This window comes from Aliinostoc maniaoense (assembly GCF_058172895.1).
In genome coordinates this window covers 4,141,151-4,162,943 of sequence record NZ_CP187952.1, presented here as the reverse complement: position 1 = coordinate 4,162,943, position 21,793 = coordinate 4,141,151, and the positions used below count along the sequence as shown (strand labels likewise).

Here is a 21,793-nt window from a genome sequence, read left to right as displayed (position 1 = left end):
AAGTTGGTGGTAATTAATCAAGCTTAAAATTAGGTTAACTTGAACCCTTGGCTAATTGGGAAATGAGATTTACGATACTATTTTTATGTTGATGACAGGATAGCCGACACAGATGATCATTGCGGCTATTTCGTGAACATGGAAAACTTAGAAGTCCAGAAAAATTGAGAACTCAGGAATCAGGATGCAGAATATAAAAATTCAAGATTTCTGAACTTGAGATTCTGGATTCTTCATTCAGGTTTGTGATGATTAATTTGACTGCTCACATTATCTCTTAATTTTTGAACTATTCTGTCTCCTGAATTGTGAACTCTCAATTTTCTTGTGATCGATGTTGTTAGCGTTACTCTGGCCAGGAAACTGTGCTGAGTTTTGTTGTTGCCTCTGCCTCTGTGCTTCCTAGGGGTGAACGAAAATTTTGTGTAGGATTTTCTAGCTAAGTATCCAAAAAATTACCCTCCACGCTCCCCACACTCCCCACACTCCCCACACCTTTTTTCTCTCACCCGCTTCCTAAGCCTGTTCATTTAGTCAACATACTTTCTAAAGGCTAAGGTGACATTATGACCACCAAATCCAAAGGAATTGGATAAAGCCACGTTAACTTTGAGAGCGCGGCTAACATTGGGTACGTAATCTAAATCGCACTCTGGATCAAGGTTTTCGATATTGATTGTAGGTGGAATTTGATCGTTAGCGATCGCTAAGGCTGTGGCTACTGCTTCAATACCCCCAGAACCGCCTAATAGGTGTCCTGTCATTGATTTAGTGGAACTGACGGCAATTTTGTAGGCATGATCGCCCAAAGCTCTTTTAATAGCTGCGGTTTCTGTGGCATCATTAGCCTGGGTGCTAGTGCCGTGGGCGTTGATGTAGCTCACTTGATCTGGGGTGATACCTGCATCTTTAAGTGCTAACTGGATGGCTCTAGCTGCCCCTTCACCCCCAGGGACGGGGGAAGTGATATGGTAGGCATCACAGGTCATACCATAACCGACCATTTCCGCATAAATACGTGCGCCACGACTGAGGGCGTGTTGCAATTCTTCGAGAATCAACACTCCCGCACCCTCACCCATGACAAATCCATCACGATCACGATCAAAGGGACGGCAAGCATGAGTAGGATCATCGTTACGAGTGGAAAGGGCGCGTGCAGCTGCAAAACCAGCTACAGATAAGGGCGTAATCGCTGCTTCACACCCGCCACAAATCATCGCTTGAGCATAACCGCCTTGAATCATGCGAAATGCGTCCCCAACGGCGTTAGAACCAGCAGCACAAGCTGTTACAGTACAGTTATTTGGCCCTTTTGCACCAGTATGAATTGCTGTCAGCCCTGCCGCCATATTAGCGATCATCATGGGAATCATAAATGGACTACAGCGATCTGGGCCACGGTTGAGGTAGATGGTTTGCTGGTCTTCCATGACCTTAATGCCACCTACACCAGAACCGATAATAACTCCTACCTGTTCAGCGTTGAGTTCATTAATAACTAACTTGGCATCTGCAAGTGCTTGTTTGGCTGCTGCGACTCCGAACTGAGAAAATCGATCCATGCGCTTGGCTTCTTTGCGCTCCATATATTCATGGGGATCGAAATTTTTGACTTCACCCGCAATGCGGCAATCATGACTAGAAGCATCAAAGAAAGTGATGTAGTCAATGCCGTTGCGTGCGCTTAACAATCCTTCCCAATATTCAGCAGGTGTATTACCAATAGGTGTAATCGCGCCAACACCAGTTACAACAACGCGTTTACGATTATAATCTGTCATGACTCAGTACAAGATGGCGAGAAAGTTGCAAAAATTAGGTACTAGGGACTAGGGGCTGGGGACTAGCTACAGGTAGGTTATTCAGAGAACAGGAAAAAACTTACCTCATCCCTAATTCCCAATCCCCAATCCCTAGTCCCCAATCTCCAATCTCTGTTTAAGCAGATGCGGCAACTTTGCTGTTGATGTAATCCACTGCTTCTTGAACGGTTGTAATTTTTTCGGCGGCTTCATCGGGAATTTCAATATCAAATTCTTCTTCCAAAGCCATGACTAATTCCACTGTATCTAGGGAATCTGCTCCTAAATCATTAGCAAAATTAGCTTGTGGAGTGATCTTTTCAGCCTCAACACTCAGCTGGTCGCCAACAATTTTCTTGACTTTTTCAAATGTCTCTGCTTGACTCATAAAATAAAATTCCTTACCAGTTGCTATGGTCTGCTCTTTATGGGTGACATCGTTTTGAGCATATACATCTTATCGGAAAGCGCGATCGCCCGTATACGTCCCCGCCCAAAATTGGAATATAGTTCAGTGCTGAAATAAGATAGACTTCCCACTCAGCTAACAGAACTCGTAACTCAGAACTTTTTTTCTAGGGGTTGTTAACAATTTTTACTAAATTTTGGGTGAATGTCCAAAAAAAAATACATTCCTGCCTCAGTATCTCTGGTGAGAGATATAAAAAAGTTATCATCGGGGCAGTTGCCCTCAACGACATTTATTTTTATGCTATCTCAGACGCTAAAATATGCTTACTTCCCTGGTTGTGTCGCTCAAGGTGCTTGCGGGGAACTATACCAGTCAACTCAAGCCTTAACTCAAGCCTTGGGAATTGAACTAATTGAACTTAAAAAAGCAGCTTGTTGCGGTTCAGGTACATTTAAAGAAGATTCCCAACTTTTAGAAGATACCGTTAACGCCAGAAATATCGCTTTAGCAGAAGCATTAAACTTACCCTTATTGACTCATTGCAGTACCTGTCAGGGTGTTATAGGTCGCGTCAATGACCGCTTGCAAGATTTCCACAGCAGTCATCCAGAATATGTTGAACAGGTGAATGGCTTGTTAAAAAAAGAAGGCTGTTTACCTTATCGTGGAACTACAGAAGTTAAGCATCTCCTCTATGCTTTAGTTAGAGATTATGGGTTAGAAAAAATTGCCCAACGTGTCACCCGCAAGTTATCTGGGTTAAAGTGTGCGGCTTTTTATGGTTGTTATTTACTGCGCGCTCAAAAGTCTCTCGGCGATGAAGATCCTTACAACCCCCAAGCAATGGAAAATATTTTTGAGGCTGTAGGTGCAACACCAATTTATTATCGTGGTCGAACACAATGTTGTGGCTGGCCTTTGTCTAGCTATGCGACTACTCAATCTTTTCAGATGGCTGGGATGCACATCCAAGAAGCCTTAGCAGTGGGTGCTGACTGTCTAGTAACTCCTTGTCCTCTGTGTCATCTCAATTTAGATTCTCGTCAACCAGAAGTAGAAAAGGTAATTGGCACAAAATTAGGTTTACCAGTGTTACATTTACCACAGTTAATTGCTTTAGCATTGGGAGTTAGTCCAAAAGAACTGGGTTTAGATAGGCATATTGTTTCTACTAAACCCGTTTTAGCAAAATTGGGGTTTTGAAGGAGGGGTTTAGGGGTGTAGGGGTTTAGGGGTTTAGGGGTGTAGGGGTGTAGGGGTAGGCTAGTAAAGGAAATTAAATGAGTAATGAGTAAATACCCATTACTCATTACTCATTACTCATTACTTATCACCCTACACCCTATTCATTTGTGCTGCCGTTGCAATTGTCTAAACATCTGATACATTTCTGGTAAATACTTGTAAATAGCAGCTACTTTCAGATATAGCTTATGGGGAACAGCCGGAGTACCAGAAACAATCTCTCCTGCTGCAACATCATGTGCAATACCGGTTTGAGCGGAAACGGTTACACCATCTCCTAATTTGGCTTGATTAGCAATGCCAACTTGTCCGGCTAAAATTACCCGGTTGCCTAATTTTACACCGCCAGCCATACCAGTTTGGGCGGCGATCGCACAACCTCTGCCAATTTGACAACCATGTCCAATCTGCACTAGGTTATCAATCTTGGTATCACTGCCAATTCTGGTTTCTCCTACCGATGGACGGTCAATGGTAGTATTACAACCTATATCTACACGATCTTCTAAGACTACGTAACCAGATTGTTCCATTTTGTACCAACCAGTCCTAGTTGGGACAAACCCAAAACCTTCTCCACCGATTACCGCACCGCTATGGATGATACAATCTGCACCAATTTGGCTGCGTTCTTCGATGGTGCAGTTAGCGTGTAAAATTGTGCGATCGCCTATTTTGGCATCAGGATAAATGACGACGTTGGGATGAATAATTACGCCATTACCGATTTCGGCTCTTTCCTGAATTACTGCATGGGGGCCAATATAGACATCTTCACCAACTTTTGCTGTCGGGTGAATCACGGCTGTGGGGTGAATAGCTGGGGCGGGATGGTATGGTTGATAAAAGATGGCGATCGCTTGAGCAAATAACAATCTAGGTTGTTTTGTCGCTAACCAGGGTATACCATGTTCTTCGGCTTTGGCTTGTATTGTTTGATCATCTGGTAAAATTAATGCACTAGCCTTCGTCGTAGCGATCGAAGATACAAATTTTCCACTTTCTACGTAGCTAATAGTACCATCTGTTGCTTCATCAATGGCTGCTACCCCTACAATATCGGGGTCGTTGGCATTGGTTTTCAAGCTATGGTCAATGGCAGAGTCACCAAAGTGGTGTATAATTTCGCTCAATTTCATATTTGCGTATTTAATTTATTTATCTTCTGTAGAAAAGCAAAATTATACTACGCCACTTCCATCATAAAACATTTAATTTCAATAAGTTAACCACACAATTATCCGGCAATACTTGATATTCGTCCTCTCATCAGGTTATATACTAAATTCCTAATTTTGTTATAGCCATTAATTCCTAAAATACTGACTAAAATAATTGCAAAATTCAAAATTCTATAATTACGTACATAGCGTAATTCTGGGTATATCATCACAGCTTGTTTACGAAAATGTACAGCCTTGTCACATTCTCCACTTTGCAAAGTTTTCCATGCAATCCGCAGATTAGCAAAACCATAAATTCTATTTTCTAACTTTTTTACATCCAAATCATTTAAATTTTCTGGAGGAGCAGCAAAGCTTTTTTCAAAGACAATTTTATAGTTATCCTCCATAATTTTCCAGTTTTTAGAACGGTTATTCGGATGAGCGCGATAATAAACTAAGGTTTCATTAATTACTTTAAAACTGTAACGAGAAGCAATTCTAATCCACATTTCCCAATCTTGAGCATAGCTGAGACGCGGATCAAAAAAACCCACATCATCAAAACAACTCCGGCGTACCATCGGATTACTACCACACTCAATAATATTATGTTCTAGAATTTTTTCCCAAACATTACCTTCAGCAATATTATTACGGATTTTGCTGCCAATATTGCCTTGAGCATCAATTGAACCTACCCAACTATAGACTAAACCCACGCCTGGATTTTCTGCCAAAATCCGAACCTGTTTTGCTAATTTTGTGCATTCCCAAATATCATCAGCATCTAAAAATGCTAAGTAATCTCCTTGAGCATTGATAATGCCATTATTACGTGCAGCAGCAGGCCCTTGATTATTTTGTGATATCAATTTCACCCTGGAATCTGTAACTTGAGTAAACCATTCTTCAATACCATCAGAACTACCATCATTGACAATAATTACCTCATAATCACTAAAAGTTTGTTTCAAAACACTATCTAAAGTTAATGGTAAAAAAGACATTGCATTATATGCAGGGATAATTACTGATACTTTGGGCATAATGATTCTTTTCCTTTCAGAATATTTTGTCTGTAGGGTGTGTGACGCTGCGAAAATATTTAAACATAGTTATCAAACTTATAGCGTCACGCACCAACCAATAATTCAATCTTTGTAGTAATCTATTCCTCTAATAAGGACTAAAGTCCTTACTACGAACTAGATACCAGTTTTTGTACATTACTTCACATAGTTTGGTTTTTCCAAGTCGTTCTACTTATGATGTTGCGTTAAGAAAGCAACAGTGTATTGGCTAATTTCTTAGCAATTACATTCCAATTTAGTTGAGTAGCTACTTTATGTCTTGCATTCATAGACATTTTTTCTAAAATATCTTTGTTAGTAAGTAAATAAATAATTTGTTCTGCTAATGTATCCACAGTTGGTTGAGAAATCACAATTCCATTAACTTCATGTTCAATAATTTCTGGCATACCATCTTGATTTGATACAATACAGGGAATGCCATGATTCATGGATTCTATTAAGAAAAGTCCTAAAGGTTCACAACGTGCTGGGGAAACTACTAAATCTGTTGCTAAAAAAATATTTCTCATCTCTACAGATGAAGATACAAAGCCTAAACTTGATACACCATCTTGATTAATTGGTAAAATATCTCCTACAATTACCAACTTAGCATCAGATATTATCTGTCTAACTTTTTGAAATGCAGCTAATAATAAATCCCCGCCTTTCCTTTCAAAATCAGAACCATTGAACAGAATTTGCTTACTGCCAAAATTTTTCTCTCCTTGATAAGTCTCTAAGAACTGGCCTGAAGAATATAGGACTGTAATTTTGCTAGAATCTACACCATAATCTGCAATTAACGAATCTTTAACTCGGTTACTTTTAGTAAACAGAAGACTAGCATTTCTATATGTTTGAGCTTCATATTGTATCCATTCTTGGAAATCCGCTTCTGTCTTAAAGGGAGTCCAAGGAAGCCAATTTTTCCTAGCAAGAGCCATTGTATAATCTAAATAAACACCATAAGGTATATCAAATTTTTCCCAAAAGGGGCTGAACATACCGTAAATATGAAAAACGAAATCTGGCTGATAATTTAACTTTCTAATCTTTTTCTCTAATCGCTGTGATTTTTTAATAAAAACTTGAGGTTTTTTGAGAAATGTACTAGCCCGTTTAATAGGTATAAATGGAAAAGTCCGGTAAATAGATTTAAAAGTGTTTTTAATTATTTTCAGGTTAGATAAATCATCAATATGAACGTAATTAATCTCGTCAAAATAAGGTGACATTTCTTGAAATAAAAATTTATGGCGATGAATCATATTTTTATCGCCTGTAACTACCAGATTTTTAATTTGCATAATGAATTGATACTTTTAAAAGATAAATTCCGTGATGTTTGGTAATTGTTTTGATTGTTATTTGAACTTATTTAATTTGTTGAACAGGATGTTTCCAGTTAGTTAAATTATTATCCGCTAATGGCATTTCATCCCAATCCCAACCAGCGACAGCTAAAGAAAGCCACCAATAAAATAAAAGAGTAGTGTGCTTCCAGATATTGTCAGTCAACATTCCCAACAGCATAGCCATGAAAACAGCCAACAAGATAAAACAAAAGTTTTGCTGTGAGCTATTTTTTTTGGCAGTAGACATAATATTGACAAGGCGATAAACTTGAGCCGCCAGAAAGATGATAAATGTTGTAAATCCTACTATTCCTCCCTCGGCTAAGGCTCGGAGATAATCATTGTGAGCTTCGTTTCTTAATACAGTTAAATAAGAGGCTGTATTCAGTCCATAACCAAGTAATGGAGACTGCTTCCATGCCTCCAACATAAAATGCCATTGCGCTATTCTCCAGTTAAAACTATTGCCATCTGTCCAAGACAGTAAAATTGCTCGCCATACCTCTATATCAGAATTTAAAATTGGTGTCTCTGTGAGTGAACCAAGGCGTTCTCGTCCAAATTCTGTACTGACAAATAAAACAATTACTAATCCTAATAGTAAAAATCCCCCAATTAATTTGATTAAATTTAATTTAGGAATAATCATTACCAAGACAAACACAAATAGCATAGCTGTCATAGTTAAAGCTTTGGTACTGACAAAAAAGAAAGCAAGTATACCAAGCAAACATAACCAAGGCCAACGTTTTGGTGTGTTACTGATTTTCCAACAAGTTAAGGCAATAAATAGTAATAAAAAAGTGGCAAATGATGAAGGATGTCCTAAAGTACCTCGAATACGGGAAGCTGATGCTAATTCACCTGTATTGATGCTACCTTGAGCCAGAAATGAAGGTAAAAGTGAACCAGGTAAAAACATCTGCATGAGTGAGACTGTTAGGGGAATCACAAGACTCAAAAACAAAGCCGTGATTAGTGTTTGAGGTGGTAATTTTCCCTTCAACTGCATGACGAGTAAATAAACCATTAACCACGAAAATAAACGCGTCCATTCACGCACACCTTCTATGAGATATGTGCCATCTAAACCTAGTCCTCCTAATGGTAGTAAGACTACCCACATTCCTTGTAGTGCTACCCATCCCGCAAAAAACCACCAAAATTTATCTACTTTAATCGCTTGATTTGTTAATAACGACACAGCTACATATAACAATGCCAAGCCACTTAAACCAACTGCAAAAGCGGCGGGAATTTGTTGCGCGGAGAATGTATCTAAAGCACTACGCACAACTAATAAACCGATAACGGCTTGCTCAAATTTCCCAAAAAACCAGACAATAATAGCTACGGCAAATATAGGCAAGCCAATTAACAATGGGTTAACACCAAGGATAAAACCCGTGACTATGCCAATAGCAATACCTGTTAACCCAACTAAGATTCCCAAGTGAGAATAATGACTTGAGTTTTTATTAGTTAACATTGTGATCTTTACCTCAAATCATCTTGGGAATCTCTACTACTTCCTAATAAGTTCAACCTTTTAAAAGGCCGGGATAGGAAAGATTGGTTATCATCAATAGGATAGCGATAATATTTTTCTGTTTCCGTTGTCATACCATTGACAACTACGCCCAGAATTGGTATGCGGTTTTGATTAAGTTCTACTACGGCTCTTTGCAAGGATTCTTTGAGGGTGACGCTCGGACGTGTAGTCATGATGACTCCATCGCTATATTGACTCAGGGTAGAAGCATCAGCGCAAACGCTTAGGGGTGGTGTATCGATAATGACTAAATCGTAATGTAATGCCGCTTCAGCTACTAGGGACTTCATGGCTTCAGAGTCTAGTAACTGGGAAGGTCTACCATGTAATTCACCACAAGTCAATACAAATAAGTTGTCAATATCTGTTGACTGGACGGCATTTAGTAGTGATCTATTGTCATTGATGATATCGGTGATTCCGGGTTTGGGAGGTAGATTAAATAGTGTATGTTGTACAGGTCTTCGCAAATCTGCATCTATAATCAGTGTGCGGCGAGATAGCATAGCTGCAACAGCACCTAAATGGGATACTACAACTGATTTACCTTCCCCAGCGATGGTACTGCTTACGACTACAATCTGTAATTTATCAGTACTGCGAAACTCTAGATTTTTGAGCAGCATCCGATAAGGCTCAACTAAGCCTACATCATCTAAGAATTTTTCGGCTGGTTCGAGGGTGAGCTTGGTAGCTGGCAGACGTGGTAAAACTCCTAATAGTGGTAATTTGAGTAGTTCTTCTGCCTCTGCAACATCATAGAGTCTGTTGTCCATGAACTCTAAGAGCAACACTACCCCAGTAGCGAGAATACTACCAAAGAAGATAGCAATAACTAATACAACCGATCGCTTGGGATAAGCATAAGCAGTTGGAACTTGAGCTACTTCAATGATTCTGAGATTACTGACCTTTTGGGCTTCCGCAATCCGTGCTTCTTCTAGCTTGCTTTGTAGCAATTTTAAAGACTCTGCGGCTTCTTCCCGTTGACGGATAAGGGTGGTGAGTGGTTGTTGTTTGAGAGGCAACACTGTTAAACGCTCTTGGAGGTTAGCTTTCATTGACTGGACTGCTCGTAGCTTATTTTCCAGTGCTAGCCGCTCTACTTCATTATTTATCAGTTGAGTGGTAAGATTTTGACTGATTTGATCGGATGCCACATCATCAGAAGATGCCGTTTCATTTGCTGGTGATAGCCGTGCTACTTCCTCCGCGTACAGATTGCGAATTTGATCTCGCTGTCCTAGTAAGGATACAACCCTGGGATGATTATCTGTAAACTGTAAACGAGCTTCGATGAGTTGAGTTTCTAACTGTGTTAATTTAGCTCTTAAGGCTTTGAGTTGTTCATCTTGACCGCTACGTACAGACGTATAGGCCTTGTTGATGTTTTTTGTAGCAGTTAGTTTTCTGAGGGAATCATCCCGCGATCGCGCTTCTTGTACTTGAGCTAATAATATCCTTTCTTGGTCTTCCAGATTCTTTAAACTCTCAACTAGACTCCGGGTTTGTTCTGTATCGGCAATTACGCCGCTTTGCCTTCTATATTGAGATTCTGCTGCTTCTGCTTTTTGTAAGCGATTCCGAGCTAGTGGCACTTCTTTTTCTAAAAATTGTCTAACTTTAGTCGCCTCGGAGCTAATCGCTTGAATATTTTCCTCAACCATCGCCTGAGAAACAGCATTTAGCACTTCAGCCGCAAACTCAGGATTTTGGTTGTAATAATTCAATTCCAGAATGTTAGTAGCAGGTATAATACTAACTTTCAATGAGGAAATAATATCTGTAGGTTTGATCTCAATTGGATGAGCATTATTCTTGTTTTGGGAAACTAACTTCTGTATGGCCTTATCCAAAACAGCCTGTGATTTCACTAGTTCAGCTTGATCTGCTAGGGGGTTGCTACTTCGTCCTACAACAGAAGGTTGTGTTAAATCACGTCCTAATTCCGAAACACTGACACCTTTAGCATCAACCATTAGTCTTGCTGATGTTTCATAAAAACGCGGAGCTACAGCCAAGTAAGCAACCGATGCGCCAATCACCGCCGCTAAAGTAGACAAGGCTGGCAAACCTCTGCGTTGTAATACTGCTAATAAGGTGGAAATACCTTTTCCCATTACCTATACCTTAATTTCTTTCAGATTGGATTATCAAGCGTTAACAAAAGTATTAAAGAATATTAACTACTCGGTATCATACCTGATGACCACAGCACTCAATACAAGTTAATTACTTTCACGGATTCGGTTTTTAAATAGATTATGATGGGAATTGTCTATTTCTTAGATCCAACTTTTGCTAAATCCATATCTTTGGTTTGTGCCTGCAATTGCCCTGAAATCTCCGAAGATTGCAAAACTTGTTGATATACTTGCAAAGTTTCCGAGGTGACATAATCCCAACTGTAGTTGAGATTGACGTAATTTTGAGCTTTATTTGCTATTGGTGCTAGTGCTTCTGGGTGACGTAAAGCCCAGTCTAAAACAGAAATACAAGAGTCTAAATTGCCAGCTTTAAATAATATTCCTCGCTCTTGTGCCAATAGTTGTTGATGAGGTGGAATATCACTACCTACAATGGGAATACCTTCTCGCATAGCTTCTAGCATTGATAAAGGTAAACCCTCGACATCAGAAGGCAGAACAAATAAACCTGCGCCTCGGACAATTTCCCACAGACGAGAACCTCTCAGTTCCCCAGCAAAGACTATATTTTTTTGATGGGCAATTTTTTCTAGAAGTTGGCTAGTAAATGTTTTAGTATCACTCACACCCCCAGCCAAAACAAGTTTCCATCCTCTTTGGTTCAATGCACAAAAAGCATCAATTAACAAATCAGGACGTTTTTCTGGGACAAGTCTTCCTAAAAACAGAATATAACGTCCTTTTTCTAGTCCTAGATTAGTACCATATTGAAAATTGGGATCTGACTCACCATAATTAGCTGGCGCAGTGGGAATATAGACTGTTTCTTTGCCATATGTTTGCAAAAAGTATGTTTGCAGTGCTTTTGATACCACAATCATTTCATGTCCAAACCGCACGGCTGCCTTTTCTCCCAGTTGAATCAGCTTTGTAGATAGACTACCCCACTTAGCTCGTTGCCAGTCTAAACCGTGACAAGTAACTATAATTTTGGCAGAATTAGCGATTCTAGGTATACAGGTAAATAAAGCTGGGCCTAGAGCATGGAAATGGATAATATCATATTTATTGCCAGTAGCTGCGATCGCTCCCATCGCTGAGGTGACTAGAGCATCCAAACCATAATAGTAGTTCAAACCCGGAAAAGAAATGACTCGCACCCCTTGAAAATCATAATTTTCCCAGCCAAAACTCTCTGTGTAAGATGAGCGAGCAAATAAATCTACACTGTGTCCCTGTGACACCATTCGCGGATAAATTTCCGCACAATAATGTTCAATGCCACCCTGTTTTGGTGGTATACCTTTTGCACCAATTACTGCAACTCTCATAATTAATTAGCCTTGAAGAATGAGATCATTAATAGGGAATAGGGAATAGGGAATGGGGAATGGGGATAAAAAATAGTTATCTAACGCCGTGTGCAACTTTCTCTCCAACCTAACCCCCAGCCCCTTCCCTACATAGCTTGCTTCTCCGAAGGAGTGGGAAGGGGAGCAAGAATCAAAGTAGAGACGTTGCATGCAACGTCTCTACAGTTGCTGTTCGGAGGTACTCTACGAGAAGAGCTTCGCTCTATGGAGAGGGGTTTTAATAATAAGTTGCACATCCCGTTATCTACCTTGTCTACCTTGTCTACCTTGTCTCCCCTGCCCCCTACCCCCTGCCCCCTGCCCTCTACCCCCTGCCCCCTGCCTACATAGGAATAAAAGATTTTTTGAATTACTTAGAAGTCAACTAGGTGTAACTCAATACTTTGTTGCCTAATTTTGTTTCCCAACTTTGCCACATTTTTTTATACACTTCGTTGATGACAGTGCTAGCAGCATAAGGTTGGGCAGTTCTTACACAGGCAGAGGTTGGATAACGTTCTGGATTCATTACTACCTCGCGTAAACCATTGGCAATACACTCTGGGGTACGTTCTTCGCAAACAATACCGCTATCAGAGGATAGTAACTTTGGTGTTTCACCAGCTTGAGTAGTTACTATGGGTACACCGCAAGCCAAAGCCTCAAGCACTACAAAAGGCAACCCCTCAAAGGCACTACTCAGCACTAAAGCATGACACACACGATGTAAATCAGCTAGTTGCTTTTGTGGAACTGCTCCTAGCATTGTGACTCGTGCTGCTAATCCTAGTCGGGTAATCTCATTACGAACTGGCTCGGCTAACTCACCATTACCAGCCATTAATAAATGAATGTTGGAGTCCCCTAAAGCCGCTAGGGAACGAATGAGGAGGATGGGATCTTTTTGGGGATGTAAACGGCCTGCAAACATAATAAAGCGGGTGTTTTCAGCTAATCCCAACTGCATAGCTAATTCCCGTCTTCCCTGTTCTCGTTTGTCGGAGGGTAAGGGATAAAAAATTTCTTCATCAAAGGTATTCTTGAGAAAAGTTACCCGCTCTCGCAAGCTAGGATATCGCTGTTGATAAAGTTTCATTGAGTCTGTGTTACAAGAGTAAATTTGATCGAATTGATCTACCAACATCTTTTCTAAAGCGAAATAAGCGGCGGGAAACTTTCTCCACAGAATTGCGTTTTTATCGTCCTTGGCTGCAATCTGTGCTTGAATATCATTTTGAATAAACAGAGTCTTTTGTCCTTGCCAGTGACGGGTGACTATGGTTGGTTCGATTCTGTAAAAGTGCATAAAATCTGAAGCGTAATTACGCCCAACCAAAGCGGCTGCATACTTAATCGTGGTAGGTATCAAACCTCTAAAATCATCGTTTTCTATGAAAAATAGAGGTAAAAAACTAATTTCTCTGCCTGCAAATTCTTTTTGTTGCCACTTACCCATAGGCTGAGAGCGATCGCTTGTTGTCCCCACAAGCCGCACTTCAAAATCCGTAGGAGCATACTTGATAAAGGTATTGATTAATGTCTGAATGCCTCCTATCGAACTGTACCAGGGATTGAACTGGTAAAAAATAGTTAGAATTGGTTTACGCATTACTCACACCATAAGGGAACTTTGTTGCATACAAAGTCAAAACTTATCAATTAGAAAAAATACTGAAACTTAGCCGTAATTTATGCAACAACTGTACTGAAACATACACAGACTTATCGTAGTATCTCTATGTTGAAAAGTCACTTTATGATCAAAGTCTTTACTAAACTTTTACATTCGGGACAAAAAAATCTTTGATAAAAAGCTTCAGAATTTTATAACAACTATCTACGAACCCTTTACTAGATCAATCCATGAAGATATCAGTAATTATTGTGAAGGGACTTTAAAGTAGCTTCACAATAACTTTATAAAAAATGGGAATTGGGAATTGGGCATGGGGCATGGGGCATTGGGCATTGGGCATTGGGCATTGGGGTAAATATTTCTACCTTGTCTCCCTTGTCTCCCTTGTCTACCTTGTCTCCCTGCCCCCTGCTCCCTGCTCCCCTGCTCCCTGCTCCCCTTCCTAATTCCCACTCATAGCATTCCCCGCCAAATAAGCCGTCGTCCAAGCACTTTGAAAGTTAAATCCACCTGTTACGCCATCAATATCAAGAATCTCTCCGGCTAAGTAAAGCCCAGGCACTAGTTTACTTTCCATCGTTTTAAAGTTGACTTCTTGTAGATTTACACCGCCACAGGTGACAAATTCTTCTTTAAAGACTCCTTTACCATCGATTAAGTATTTCCCCTGAGTTAATTCTTGCACTAATAAATTTAAAGTTTTATTAGGTAATTCTGCCCAACGGTCATCTGTGGTAATACCTACACGGTTAATCATGTATTGCCAGAGACGATGAGGTAAATCTACTCCCCGATGTAAGGCGATCGCTTTTTTTCCCCATTCATTCTTGACTGTTAAGATTTTTTGCCGGACTTGTTCTTGTGTGAGTTCAGGCAACCAATTCACTACCAAAGTCGCTTGGTAATGGTTTTCATGTAGCAATCTCGCACCCCAAGCCGAAAGTTTTAGTACAGCCGGGCCACTTAAACCCCAGTGGGTGATGAGTAATGATCCTGTTTGTTCTAAGATTGGCTGATTTTCTACAGATAACCGCAACCGTACAGGGTTCACACTAATCCCCGCCAACGCCTGAAGTTTTGCTTCAGAAATATTGAATGTAAATAATGACGGGACTGGTGGTTCGATGTGGTGTCCCAATTCTTTAGCGATTTTATAACCGATGTGACTACTACCGGTTGCTAATAGTAGGCGATCGCATTTAATGATCTCCCCGGATTTTAAACTCACCTCAAATTCATGACTGACTCGTTTAACACCAACCACAGCTGCACCAGTCCAAATTTCTACCCCCTCGGCGGCGGCGGTATTCATCAGACAGTTAACAATCGTTTCTGAACTATCACTGATGGGAAATATCCTACCATCAGCTTCAGTTTTCAGTTTAACTCCGTGATCACTAAACCAAGCTACAGTATCTTGGGCTTGAAAACGACTAAACGCACCACGCAAAGCTTTACCGCCCCTAGGATAATTTTGGACTAGTGCTTGTGGTTCAAAGCAAGCATGGGTAACATTACAGCGTCCCCCCCCAGAAATACGGACTTTAGCCAACAGTTCACGACTGGCTTCGAGTAAAGTAACTTGGGCTTCAGGATTGGATTCTGCACAAGCGATCGCTCCAAAAAATCCTGCTGCCCCACCCCCAATAACTACAATTTTTAAACCTAGCAATTCTCAAGCATCTCAAATAAATATCTACTCTCTAGGCTAGTACAGAATTAATTCCTATTCACGTAGGGTGTGTGACGCTACGAAAGTATTTGAACGTAGTTATAAGACTTACAGCGTCACGCACCAACTATCAATTGTGACACTTGCCTAAGTCCTACCGTTGATAACTGATTTAAGCTGATGTTGTGAATTGATTCATCTCGAATATATATTTAAAACCGCCACCAGGTTCTTTGGGCATAGGAAATTAAACCTATGGCGATCGCCCCCAGCAGCAGCAGTAAAATTACTCCTCCAGGAATAAAGGTGATTAAACCAAAGCCCCTGAGTAACCACACAGCTATCCCCATGCCCAGAAACACACCAAAAGCCTGAGTTAGTAGACGGTTTAGGAAAGATTGACTCATTCTATTTTCCTCTCAATTGAGCATTTCATATACATTGACAGACTAACAATTATTTTCATATATTTGGGGATATTCTTAAGGTTCTGGGTTTATGGAATTGCATACAATATTTTATAGAGATAAATTTTTTCACCCTTCAAGTCTGTCTAACTTAAATTTTTGATGAAGTAGTAGTCTAATTTTTTCTACTGCTGAAGTATCAATGATATTTGTAATTGAAAACACGGAATTTCCGGCATAATTTCAGAATAATTACCAGACATAATTAATTCCGAAAAACTGGTCTAAAAACTGGAATTAAATATTAATGAGGTTGTAATTCACAACCTACGCAGATGGTGAACTTGAGGAGTAACGGAAACAAATTTATGTCTGTAATCCATATCTCAGAACAATTGCTCACAGGTTCGGGTATGACTTGGAATCAAGAACAGCAACGCTTGATGATGCAAGGTGAAATTTTAGTACAGACAAAATCCCATACTGTTTGGGGTGGTGCAGTCAGTGCTTGTATGTACTTACCAATGGTGCGATCGCAGGTATGGCAGAAAATTACTGACTATCCCCGTTGGGTATTATACTTTCCTGACATTACAAAAAGCGAAGTTCTACAACGAGGTGAAGTAAAACGCCTCTATCAAACAGCGCAAAAAGCCTTTTTATTTTTAACCGCACAAGTAGAAATTTACCTCAGCGTTGTCGAAGTAATCGGACATCAAGTGCAGTTTCACATGGAGAAAGGCAGTTTTTCCGATTTTGCAGCCAATGTTGAATTAAAAGACTGTGGCAAGGGAACTTTACTCGCTTATACTGTTCAAGCTACCCCCAAAATTCCCATCCCAGCAATTTTTATTCAACAAGCCATGAACTTGGAATTGCCCGCAAATATGCGTAATATGAGACAAGTGATGTGTCAAAATAGATAATCATGTCTCAGGCACAGGTAATTTTAGACTTTTGGTTTGGTCATCCTCATCAACCAGATTACGGTAAACCCAAAAGCTTTTGGTTTAATCCGCAAGCAGAGTTTTATCAAGAGTTAAAACATCGATTTCTCAAAGATTACCAACAAGCTGCAACCGGATATCTAGACGACTGGCTAAATTTGCCAAAAACCTGTCTAGCCTTGATTTTGCTCCTAGATCAGTTTCCCCGAAATATGTTTCGGGGTACACCACAAGCATTTGCAACTGACGCACAAGCACTTTCAGCCGCTAAACACGCGGTTGCTCAAAGCTACGATCATGAATTTTTGCCTACACAATGCTGGTTTATCTATCTACCCTTTGAACACAGCGAAAACCTAACTGATCAGCAGGAATCTGTGAAGTTGTTTCAGCAATTGAGTCATGATCCCGATAGTGCTTCACCTATTGAATACGCCTGGCGACATTTAGAAGTAATTGAGCGTTTTGGGCGATTTCCCCATCGCAATAGTATTTTGGGACGCGTTTCAACTCCAGAGGAACATAAATTTCTTCAACAACCAGGAAGTAGGTTTTAAAGGTTTGTAGTAAGGACTTTAGTCCTTATGAGAGGACTAAAGTCCTTACTACGAACTAAATGCAATTTTTTCTTTTTTCTACATTACTTTACATGGTTTGGTTTTTTCAAGTTATTCTACTTAAACCCCTACATTTTGTTAACTGAACCGTATTGGTTTATTTACTTAATCCTAAACTGTAGCTAATTCCAGTAACTTACTTTGTTTGGATTCACTCACTGAATCATGAATAGAGATAGGCTCACTTTCAAACCATACATAAGTTAATTCATGTTCAGTAAATTGATAACCAAGACTTGCTGCAAAATTGACTATTGTAGTTGTGTTCCAATGCCAACTGCCCAACAAACCTCTGCTACAACACTTATTAAAGTATGCTTCATAAATAGAGGAATCCAACATCAAAACTTCATAAAAATCATTCACCTGTTGTAAAGACATAAAATTTTATCCCCAGAAATTTTTATTTTTGTATTTAATAACACCTACATTTAGTTACTCAAATATTCCGGGTTTGATGTCCCAGAATTAACGAGTCTTTATTTATTTGAGAAAATAAAATTCTAGAGATAAATATTCATCTAGCTATAGTTATAATTTTGAGCAAGTTTTAGTATTATTATTTCCCATCTTCTAAAAATGTTTTAAAATTTACTAGGATGCCCCTCAGTATGGCTGCTTCTGCTTCTACATTTCCTGACATAATGGTCAGTGTGGGTAGTTGCTTGATATAGTAACCTGCCAATAATTTGCAGCTTGTTTGGCAGTCATTGATAAAAGTTTGGGATCTCCCAAATCTAAAACATCTTCAGGAGTAGTGGGATTGATTCCCAAACATTTCATAATTTCTGCACCTATTGCTCTCGCCAATGGTGGCGGAACTGAATTTCCTACCTGTCTCGCACCGTGCCATTTTGTAATGTGAAAACGAAACCAATCAGGAAACCCATGTAATCGTGCCATTTCTCGTACAGTAATACAGCGAGGACTACTATAATGAATAGGTCTTGGTGATGTGTGTGAGCCATGAGCAGCATCAGTTCCTGCCCTTAAGGTATTAGCTATGCCATTTTGGGACAATTTGAAGAAATGAGAAACAGGTTCTTTCTTTCCCTGTTCTGTGGCATGAAATCTAGCTCGTGAGATTGATGAATGATTAGTTCTTATACTAGAAGTCAAAAGCAAAGGATTCCAATTTCTCCTATAGCCAAAATGCCAGCTTCGATCATCTAAACATCTCATTTCTCGCCCATAGTTGCTGGGATTGCTCCATTTTTCCGTTTCCACGCAATCACTATATAGCAATTCCTCAAATTCTTCTGCTTCTGGTAAATCTTTGAGGGCATCCCAACAAGATGGAGTAAGAGGTAAAATACGATTAGCTAACTTCTCAGAAAGTGGTTGACTACAGGGAGCAGGATATTCAGGCAAGACAAAACTTTTCTTTGCGCCAATTAGAAATAGTCTTTCTCTCTTTTGTGGTACTCCATAATAAGCAGCATTAAGGACTTTCCAGGGTAAACAGATTTGATAATTATTATTGGTGAAAGTTTCGATTAATTCGTCTAAAAATGATTGATATTTACTAACTGTAAAACCTTTGACGTTTTCAAAAACAAAATAAGAAGGCTTTAGCTCTAAAACTAATCTTATAAAATCTTTTACTAAAAAATTTCTTGGGTCTTCTAATATTCGACGACCCATATAGGAGTAACCTTGGCAGGGAGAACCAGAGATAATAATTTCTATATTTTGGTTGCCAATTCCAGTTTTTTCTCGAATATCTTTCCCTGATAACTCAGTAATTGAACAAGGTAATACAACGGAATAGGGAAAATTAAACTTATGAACAGCAGCATGAACCGGATCGATTTCAACGGCAGCTTTTACATCAAACCCAGCTTGCTCAAATCCTAAACTTAGCCCTCCCGCACCAGCAAATAAATCTATTGCTATTGGTCTTTTCCGCTTACTCTTCATTTTGAATTTTTTAGCAAGATCCCCTAGGGTATTTTGAATTGATTCAGGAGTCTGTTAGCATTTGCAAAATTTCTTGAGCCGCGCGATCGCATACTCCCAATTCTCCCAAATACTGGCGCATTTGTTGATAATCTGCCAAGGTTTGCTGTCGGCGTTCAAAATTAAGCAACAATTCCATTGCGGCTTGGATAATATTTTCTGGGGTTGCTTGTTCTTGCAATAACTCCGGCACTATTGGTTTCATTACCACTAAATTAGGTGGCGAAGCAAAGGGAATAGAACCTCTGAGGATTTTTCTAGCAATCCAGGCTGTGAGGGGATGTAAACGATAAACTACCACCTGCGGCACGTTTAATAAAGCTAGTTCTAAGTTAACTGTGCCAGATTTAGTAATGGCGCAATCAGCCGCCGCAAATACTTCTTTTTGTTGACCTGATATAACTGTAGCCCGCAACCCATAACGCTTGACTGCCTCCTCTATGGGCTGTCTATACACTTCCAAAGATAAGGGAATCCAAAAATGTACGGCTGGTAATTTTGCTTGGATAGTTTGGGCAGCCGCAAAAATCACTGGTAGGAGATATTTTAATTCTTGTTTGCGGGAAGCTGGCAAAAGTGCGATCGCTATCTGCTCCGAATCAATCCCCAATTTAGCACGGGCTGCGTGACGGCTAGGAGCGTTTTGCATCCGGTCAATGAGGGGATGACCTACCCAGGTGACATTAGCCCCATTGCGGCTAAAATAACGGGCTTCTTCTGGGAAGATAGCCAGTAACTTATCTGTAAAGCCCACAATTCGGGTAGTATTCTGTAAACTCATCGACCATACCCACTCTTGGGGCGCAATGTAATACACCACCGGCACATCTGGTAAATGCTTTTGCATATAAGTACCGATGCCAAGATTTGGCCCCATGTAGTCAATTAGCACTACCAAATCTGGGGGATGTTGTTTTAAATAGGCGATCGCCCTGCGTTGTACCATCAGAGTTGGCAACACATAAGGCAAAGATTCCAGAATACCCATTGAACCAATACCACTGGTATTCCCCAAAATCTTCGCCCCAGCCTCAGCCATCTTGTCACCACCCAAGGCAACAATCTCTAATTCCAACCCAGCCGCCACAGCTTGACGCTTCATCGCCGCAATCAATAGCGATCCTTGCAAATCGCCAGACACTTCACCAGTGCTGATAAATATCCGCATTTAAAATTCAAAATTCAAAATTCAAAATTCAAAATTCAGGAATTTTGGGGCATTGGGCATTGGGCATTGGGCATTGGGGTAAAATCTCCTGTACTTCCTTGTCTCCCTTGTCTCCCTTGTCTCCCTTGTCTCCCTTGTCTCCCTGCTCCCCTGCTCCCTGCCCCCTGCTCCCCTGCCCCTCTGCTCCCCTGCCCCTCTGCTCCCCTGCTCCCTGCTCCCTGCCCCCTGCCCCCTACTCCCTTAACTCTCATCACTCCCGCCTATCTTACTCCTACCGGGAGTCAAGCCCCGTCTGCCTGGCATTTGGGATAGTAAGAGGAAACGGCGTAAATTTTGGAGGGTTTCCGTATCTCCTAGAGATTCTAGTTGTTCTAGGGCTTCTTTAAAGCTCAACTGAGAACGGTAAAGAATGCGGAAGGCTTTTTTGAGCAGTTGTAACTCGTTACTCTCAAATCCAGAACGTTTCAACCCTACTAAGTTGAGGGTTCTGATTTTGGCGGGATTGCCTTCAACTAGCATATAAGGTGGCACATCGCGGTCAATACGTGCCATGCCGCCGACCATCGCGTGTCTGCCAATGTGTACGAATTGATGCACACCTAAAACACCACTGAGTCTGGCGCGGGATTCTATATGGACGTGACCAGCTAAGGCTACGGAGTTGGCAATTACTACTGAGTCCTCAATAATACAATTATGAGCTACATGGACATAAGCCATGAGTAGGTTATTATTGCCAATTACCGTGGCTTCCCCTGCACCAGTGGCGCGGTTAATGGTGACATACTCACGAATCAAATTGCGATCGCCAATTCTTACCCAAGTGGGTTCACCTACAAATTTTAAATCTTGGGGTTCCATGCCGATAGCAGCACCGGGGAAAATTTGATTTCCTACCCCAATTTCACAAGGCCCTTCTAGGACTGCGTGTGCGCCAATAATAGTGTCAGCACCTACTTTGACATTTGCTCCAATCACAGCATAAGCACCGACTTGCACCGTTGGGTGTAGTTCCGAGTTTGGATGAATTACAGCAGTTGGATGAATAAGCGTTTTCAAGGGTAAATCTCCAGAACTATCTTGAAAAGCCAGTGCCTTGCTTTGATGGACAAATTCAGACGACTGGCGTGACTGAGTGTGTGAGTATCACTAAAAAAGTTGTCGGGCAATTTATGTGTGAGGGTAGCGAAAGTCAAGAATTAATAAGAGGCTCTTGTAGTGATTTTGGGAAATTGGTATCCTGCTTTGGTGTTTCAGGATAATTCACGGCTACACTA

The 21,793-nt window shown here is 40.5% G+C and carries 20 protein-coding genes; 3 read left to right on the top strand and 17 right to left on the bottom strand.

Features of this window, described 5'->3' with window-relative positions; all coding sequences use genetic code 11:
• Positions 1-530 precede the first annotated feature (530 nt).
• Entirely contained in the window at positions 531-1,784 is a 1,254-nt protein-coding gene (gene fabF / locus ACPZ3T_RS18000) for a beta-ketoacyl-ACP synthase II (protein ID WP_490270837.1), read from the bottom strand.
• Positions 1,785-1,941: 157 nt separating this feature from the next.
• Positions 1,942-2,193 (bottom strand): acyl carrier protein, encoded by a 252-nt coding sequence (gene acpP / locus ACPZ3T_RS17995; RefSeq protein WP_490270836.1) that lies wholly within the window; start codon positions 2,191-2,193, stop codon positions 1,942-1,944.
• Positions 2,194-2,514: 321 nt separating this feature from the next.
• Here acpP and ACPZ3T_RS17990 point away from each other — a divergent pair, with 321 nt between their 5' ends.
• A complete protein-coding gene (locus tag ACPZ3T_RS17990; protein WP_490270835.1) occupies positions 2,515-3,420 on the top strand; it encodes a CoB--CoM heterodisulfide reductase iron-sulfur subunit B family protein in 906 nt (301 codons plus the stop codon).
• Positions 3,421-3,563: 143 nt separating this feature from the next.
• Here the strand turns inward: ACPZ3T_RS17990 and lpxD are convergent, their stop codons facing one another.
• From lpxD to ACPZ3T_RS17940, 10 genes are all read right to left on the bottom strand, one after another.
• On the bottom strand, positions 3,564-4,601 hold the full coding sequence (gene lpxD, locus ACPZ3T_RS17985) for a UDP-3-O-(3-hydroxymyristoyl)glucosamine N-acyltransferase (protein WP_490270834.1): 1,038 nt from the start codon (positions 4,599-4,601) through the stop codon (positions 3,564-3,566).
• 98 nt (positions 4,602-4,699) lie between these two features.
• Positions 4,700-5,674: a glycosyltransferase family 2 protein gene (locus tag ACPZ3T_RS17980; protein WP_490270833.1), complete on the bottom strand. Its 975-nt coding sequence runs from the start codon at positions 5,672-5,674 to the stop codon at positions 4,700-4,702.
• A 230-nt stretch (positions 5,675-5,904) separates the two neighbouring features.
• Positions 5,905-7,011 (bottom strand): glycosyltransferase family 4 protein, encoded by a 1,107-nt coding sequence (locus ACPZ3T_RS17975; protein ID WP_490270832.1) that lies wholly within the window; start codon positions 7,009-7,011, stop codon positions 5,905-5,907.
• A 67-nt stretch (positions 7,012-7,078) separates the two neighbouring features.
• Entirely contained in the window at positions 7,079-8,548 is a 1,470-nt protein-coding gene (locus ACPZ3T_RS17970; protein ID WP_490270831.1) for an O-antigen ligase family protein, read from the bottom strand.
• A gap of 8 nt (positions 8,549-8,556) precedes the next feature.
• Positions 8,557-10,731: a GumC family protein gene (locus ACPZ3T_RS17965; RefSeq protein ID WP_490270830.1), complete on the bottom strand. Its 2,175-nt coding sequence runs from the start codon at positions 10,729-10,731 to the stop codon at positions 8,557-8,559.
• Between the two features lie 158 nt (positions 10,732-10,889).
• On the bottom strand, positions 10,890-12,089 hold the full coding sequence (locus ACPZ3T_RS17960) for a glycosyltransferase family 4 protein (protein ID WP_490270829.1): 1,200 nt from the start codon (positions 12,087-12,089) through the stop codon (positions 10,890-10,892).
• Between the two features lie 406 nt (positions 12,090-12,495).
• Positions 12,496-13,719, bottom strand: coding sequence for a glycosyltransferase (locus tag ACPZ3T_RS17955; protein ID WP_490270828.1), 1,224 nt, complete (start codon positions 13,717-13,719; stop codon positions 12,496-12,498).
• 308 nt (positions 13,720-14,027) lie between these two features.
• Positions 14,028-14,234, bottom strand: coding sequence for a hypothetical protein (locus ACPZ3T_RS17950; RefSeq protein WP_490270827.1), 207 nt, complete (start codon positions 14,232-14,234; stop codon positions 14,028-14,030).
• Positions 14,189-15,418 (bottom strand): BaiN/RdsA family NAD(P)/FAD-dependent oxidoreductase, encoded by a 1,230-nt coding sequence (locus tag ACPZ3T_RS17945; protein WP_490270826.1) that lies wholly within the window; start codon positions 15,416-15,418, stop codon positions 14,189-14,191. Before ACPZ3T_RS17945 ends, ACPZ3T_RS17950 begins: the two co-directional genes overlap by 46 nt.
• A gap of 212 nt (positions 15,419-15,630) precedes the next feature.
• Positions 15,631-15,825, bottom strand: a complete 195-nt coding sequence (locus ACPZ3T_RS17940; protein WP_490270825.1) for a hypothetical protein — start codon at positions 15,823-15,825, stop codon at positions 15,631-15,633.
• 368 nt (positions 15,826-16,193) lie between these two features.
• Here ACPZ3T_RS17940 and ACPZ3T_RS17935 point away from each other — a divergent pair, with 368 nt between their 5' ends.
• Both ACPZ3T_RS17935 and ACPZ3T_RS17930 read left to right on the top strand, forming a co-directional pair.
• Complete coding sequence (locus ACPZ3T_RS17935) at positions 16,194-16,751, top strand: SRPBCC family protein (RefSeq protein WP_490270824.1); 558 nt, start codon at positions 16,194-16,196, stop codon at positions 16,749-16,751.
• A 2-nt stretch (positions 16,752-16,753) separates the two neighbouring features.
• The gene (locus ACPZ3T_RS17930; protein ID WP_490270823.1) at positions 16,754-17,329 is read left to right on the top strand and encodes a DUF924 family protein; all 576 of its coding nucleotides are present in this window, start codon (positions 16,754-16,756) and stop codon (positions 17,327-17,329) included.
• A 171-nt stretch (positions 17,330-17,500) separates the two neighbouring features.
• Here the strand turns inward: ACPZ3T_RS17930 and ACPZ3T_RS17925 are convergent, their stop codons facing one another.
• The 5 genes from ACPZ3T_RS17925 to lpxA form a co-directional block, all read right to left on the bottom strand.
• A complete protein-coding gene (locus ACPZ3T_RS17925) occupies positions 17,501-17,770 on the bottom strand; it encodes a hypothetical protein (RefSeq protein WP_490270822.1) in 270 nt (89 codons plus the stop codon).
• A 267-nt stretch (positions 17,771-18,037) separates the two neighbouring features.
• The gene (locus ACPZ3T_RS17920) at positions 18,038-19,309 is read right to left on the bottom strand and encodes a DNA cytosine methyltransferase (RefSeq protein ID WP_490270821.1); all 1,272 of its coding nucleotides are present in this window, start codon (positions 19,307-19,309) and stop codon (positions 18,038-18,040) included.
• Between the two features lie 43 nt (positions 19,310-19,352).
• Positions 19,353-20,516 (bottom strand): lipid-A-disaccharide synthase, encoded by a 1,164-nt coding sequence (gene lpxB / locus ACPZ3T_RS17915; RefSeq protein ID WP_490270820.1) that lies wholly within the window; start codon positions 20,514-20,516, stop codon positions 19,353-19,355.
• 35 nt (positions 20,517-20,551) lie between these two features.
• A complete protein-coding gene (locus ACPZ3T_RS17910) occupies positions 20,552-20,770 on the bottom strand; it encodes a hypothetical protein (protein WP_490270819.1) in 219 nt (72 codons plus the stop codon).
• Positions 20,757-21,575, bottom strand: a complete 819-nt coding sequence (gene lpxA / locus ACPZ3T_RS17905; RefSeq protein WP_490270818.1) for an acyl-ACP--UDP-N-acetylglucosamine O-acyltransferase — start codon at positions 21,573-21,575, stop codon at positions 20,757-20,759. The genes ACPZ3T_RS17910 and lpxA overlap by 14 nt, the downstream gene beginning before the upstream one ends.
• Positions 21,576-21,793 lie beyond the last annotated feature (218 nt).

Coding starts and splice junctions, on each gene's coding strand:
- fabF (WP_490270837.1), bottom strand. CDS start 1,784: ATGACAGATTATAATCGTAAACGCGTTGTTGTAACTGGTGTTGGCGCG.
- acpP (WP_490270836.1), bottom strand. CDS start 2,193: ATGAGTCAAGCAGAGACATTTGAAAAAGTCAAGAAAATTGTTGGCGAC.
- ACPZ3T_RS17990 (WP_490270835.1), top strand. CDS start 2,515: ATGCTATCTCAGACGCTAAAATATGCTTACTTCCCTGGTTGTGTCGCT.
- lpxD (WP_490270834.1), bottom strand. CDS start 4,601: ATGAAATTGAGCGAAATTATACACCACTTTGGTGACTCTGCCATTGAC.
- ACPZ3T_RS17980 (WP_490270833.1), bottom strand. CDS start 5,674: ATGCCCAAAGTATCAGTAATTATCCCTGCATATAATGCAATGTCTTTT.
- ACPZ3T_RS17975 (WP_490270832.1), bottom strand. CDS start 7,011: ATGCAAATTAAAAATCTGGTAGTTACAGGCGATAAAAATATGATTCAT.
- ACPZ3T_RS17970 (WP_490270831.1), bottom strand. CDS start 8,548: ATGTTAACTAATAAAAACTCAAGTCATTATTCTCACTTGGGAATCTTA.
- ACPZ3T_RS17965 (WP_490270830.1), bottom strand. CDS start 10,731: ATGGGAAAAGGTATTTCCACCTTATTAGCAGTATTACAACGCAGAGGT.
- ACPZ3T_RS17960 (WP_490270829.1), bottom strand. CDS start 12,089: ATGAGAGTTGCAGTAATTGGTGCAAAAGGTATACCACCAAAACAGGGT.
- ACPZ3T_RS17955 (WP_490270828.1), bottom strand. CDS start 13,719: ATGCGTAAACCAATTCTAACTATTTTTTACCAGTTCAATCCCTGGTAC.
- ACPZ3T_RS17940 (WP_490270825.1), bottom strand. CDS start 15,825: ATGAGTCAATCTTTCCTAAACCGTCTACTAACTCAGGCTTTTGGTGTG.
- ACPZ3T_RS17935 (WP_490270824.1), top strand. CDS start 16,194: ATGTCTGTAATCCATATCTCAGAACAATTGCTCACAGGTTCGGGTATG.
- ACPZ3T_RS17930 (WP_490270823.1), top strand. CDS start 16,754: ATGTCTCAGGCACAGGTAATTTTAGACTTTTGGTTTGGTCATCCTCAT.
- ACPZ3T_RS17925 (WP_490270822.1), bottom strand. CDS start 17,770: ATGTCTTTACAACAGGTGAATGATTTTTATGAAGTTTTGATGTTGGAT.
- ACPZ3T_RS17920 (WP_490270821.1), bottom strand. CDS start 19,309: ATGAAGAGTAAGCGGAAAAGACCAATAGCAATAGATTTATTTGCTGGT.
- lpxB (WP_490270820.1), bottom strand. CDS start 20,516: ATGCGGATATTTATCAGCACTGGTGAAGTGTCTGGCGATTTGCAAGGA.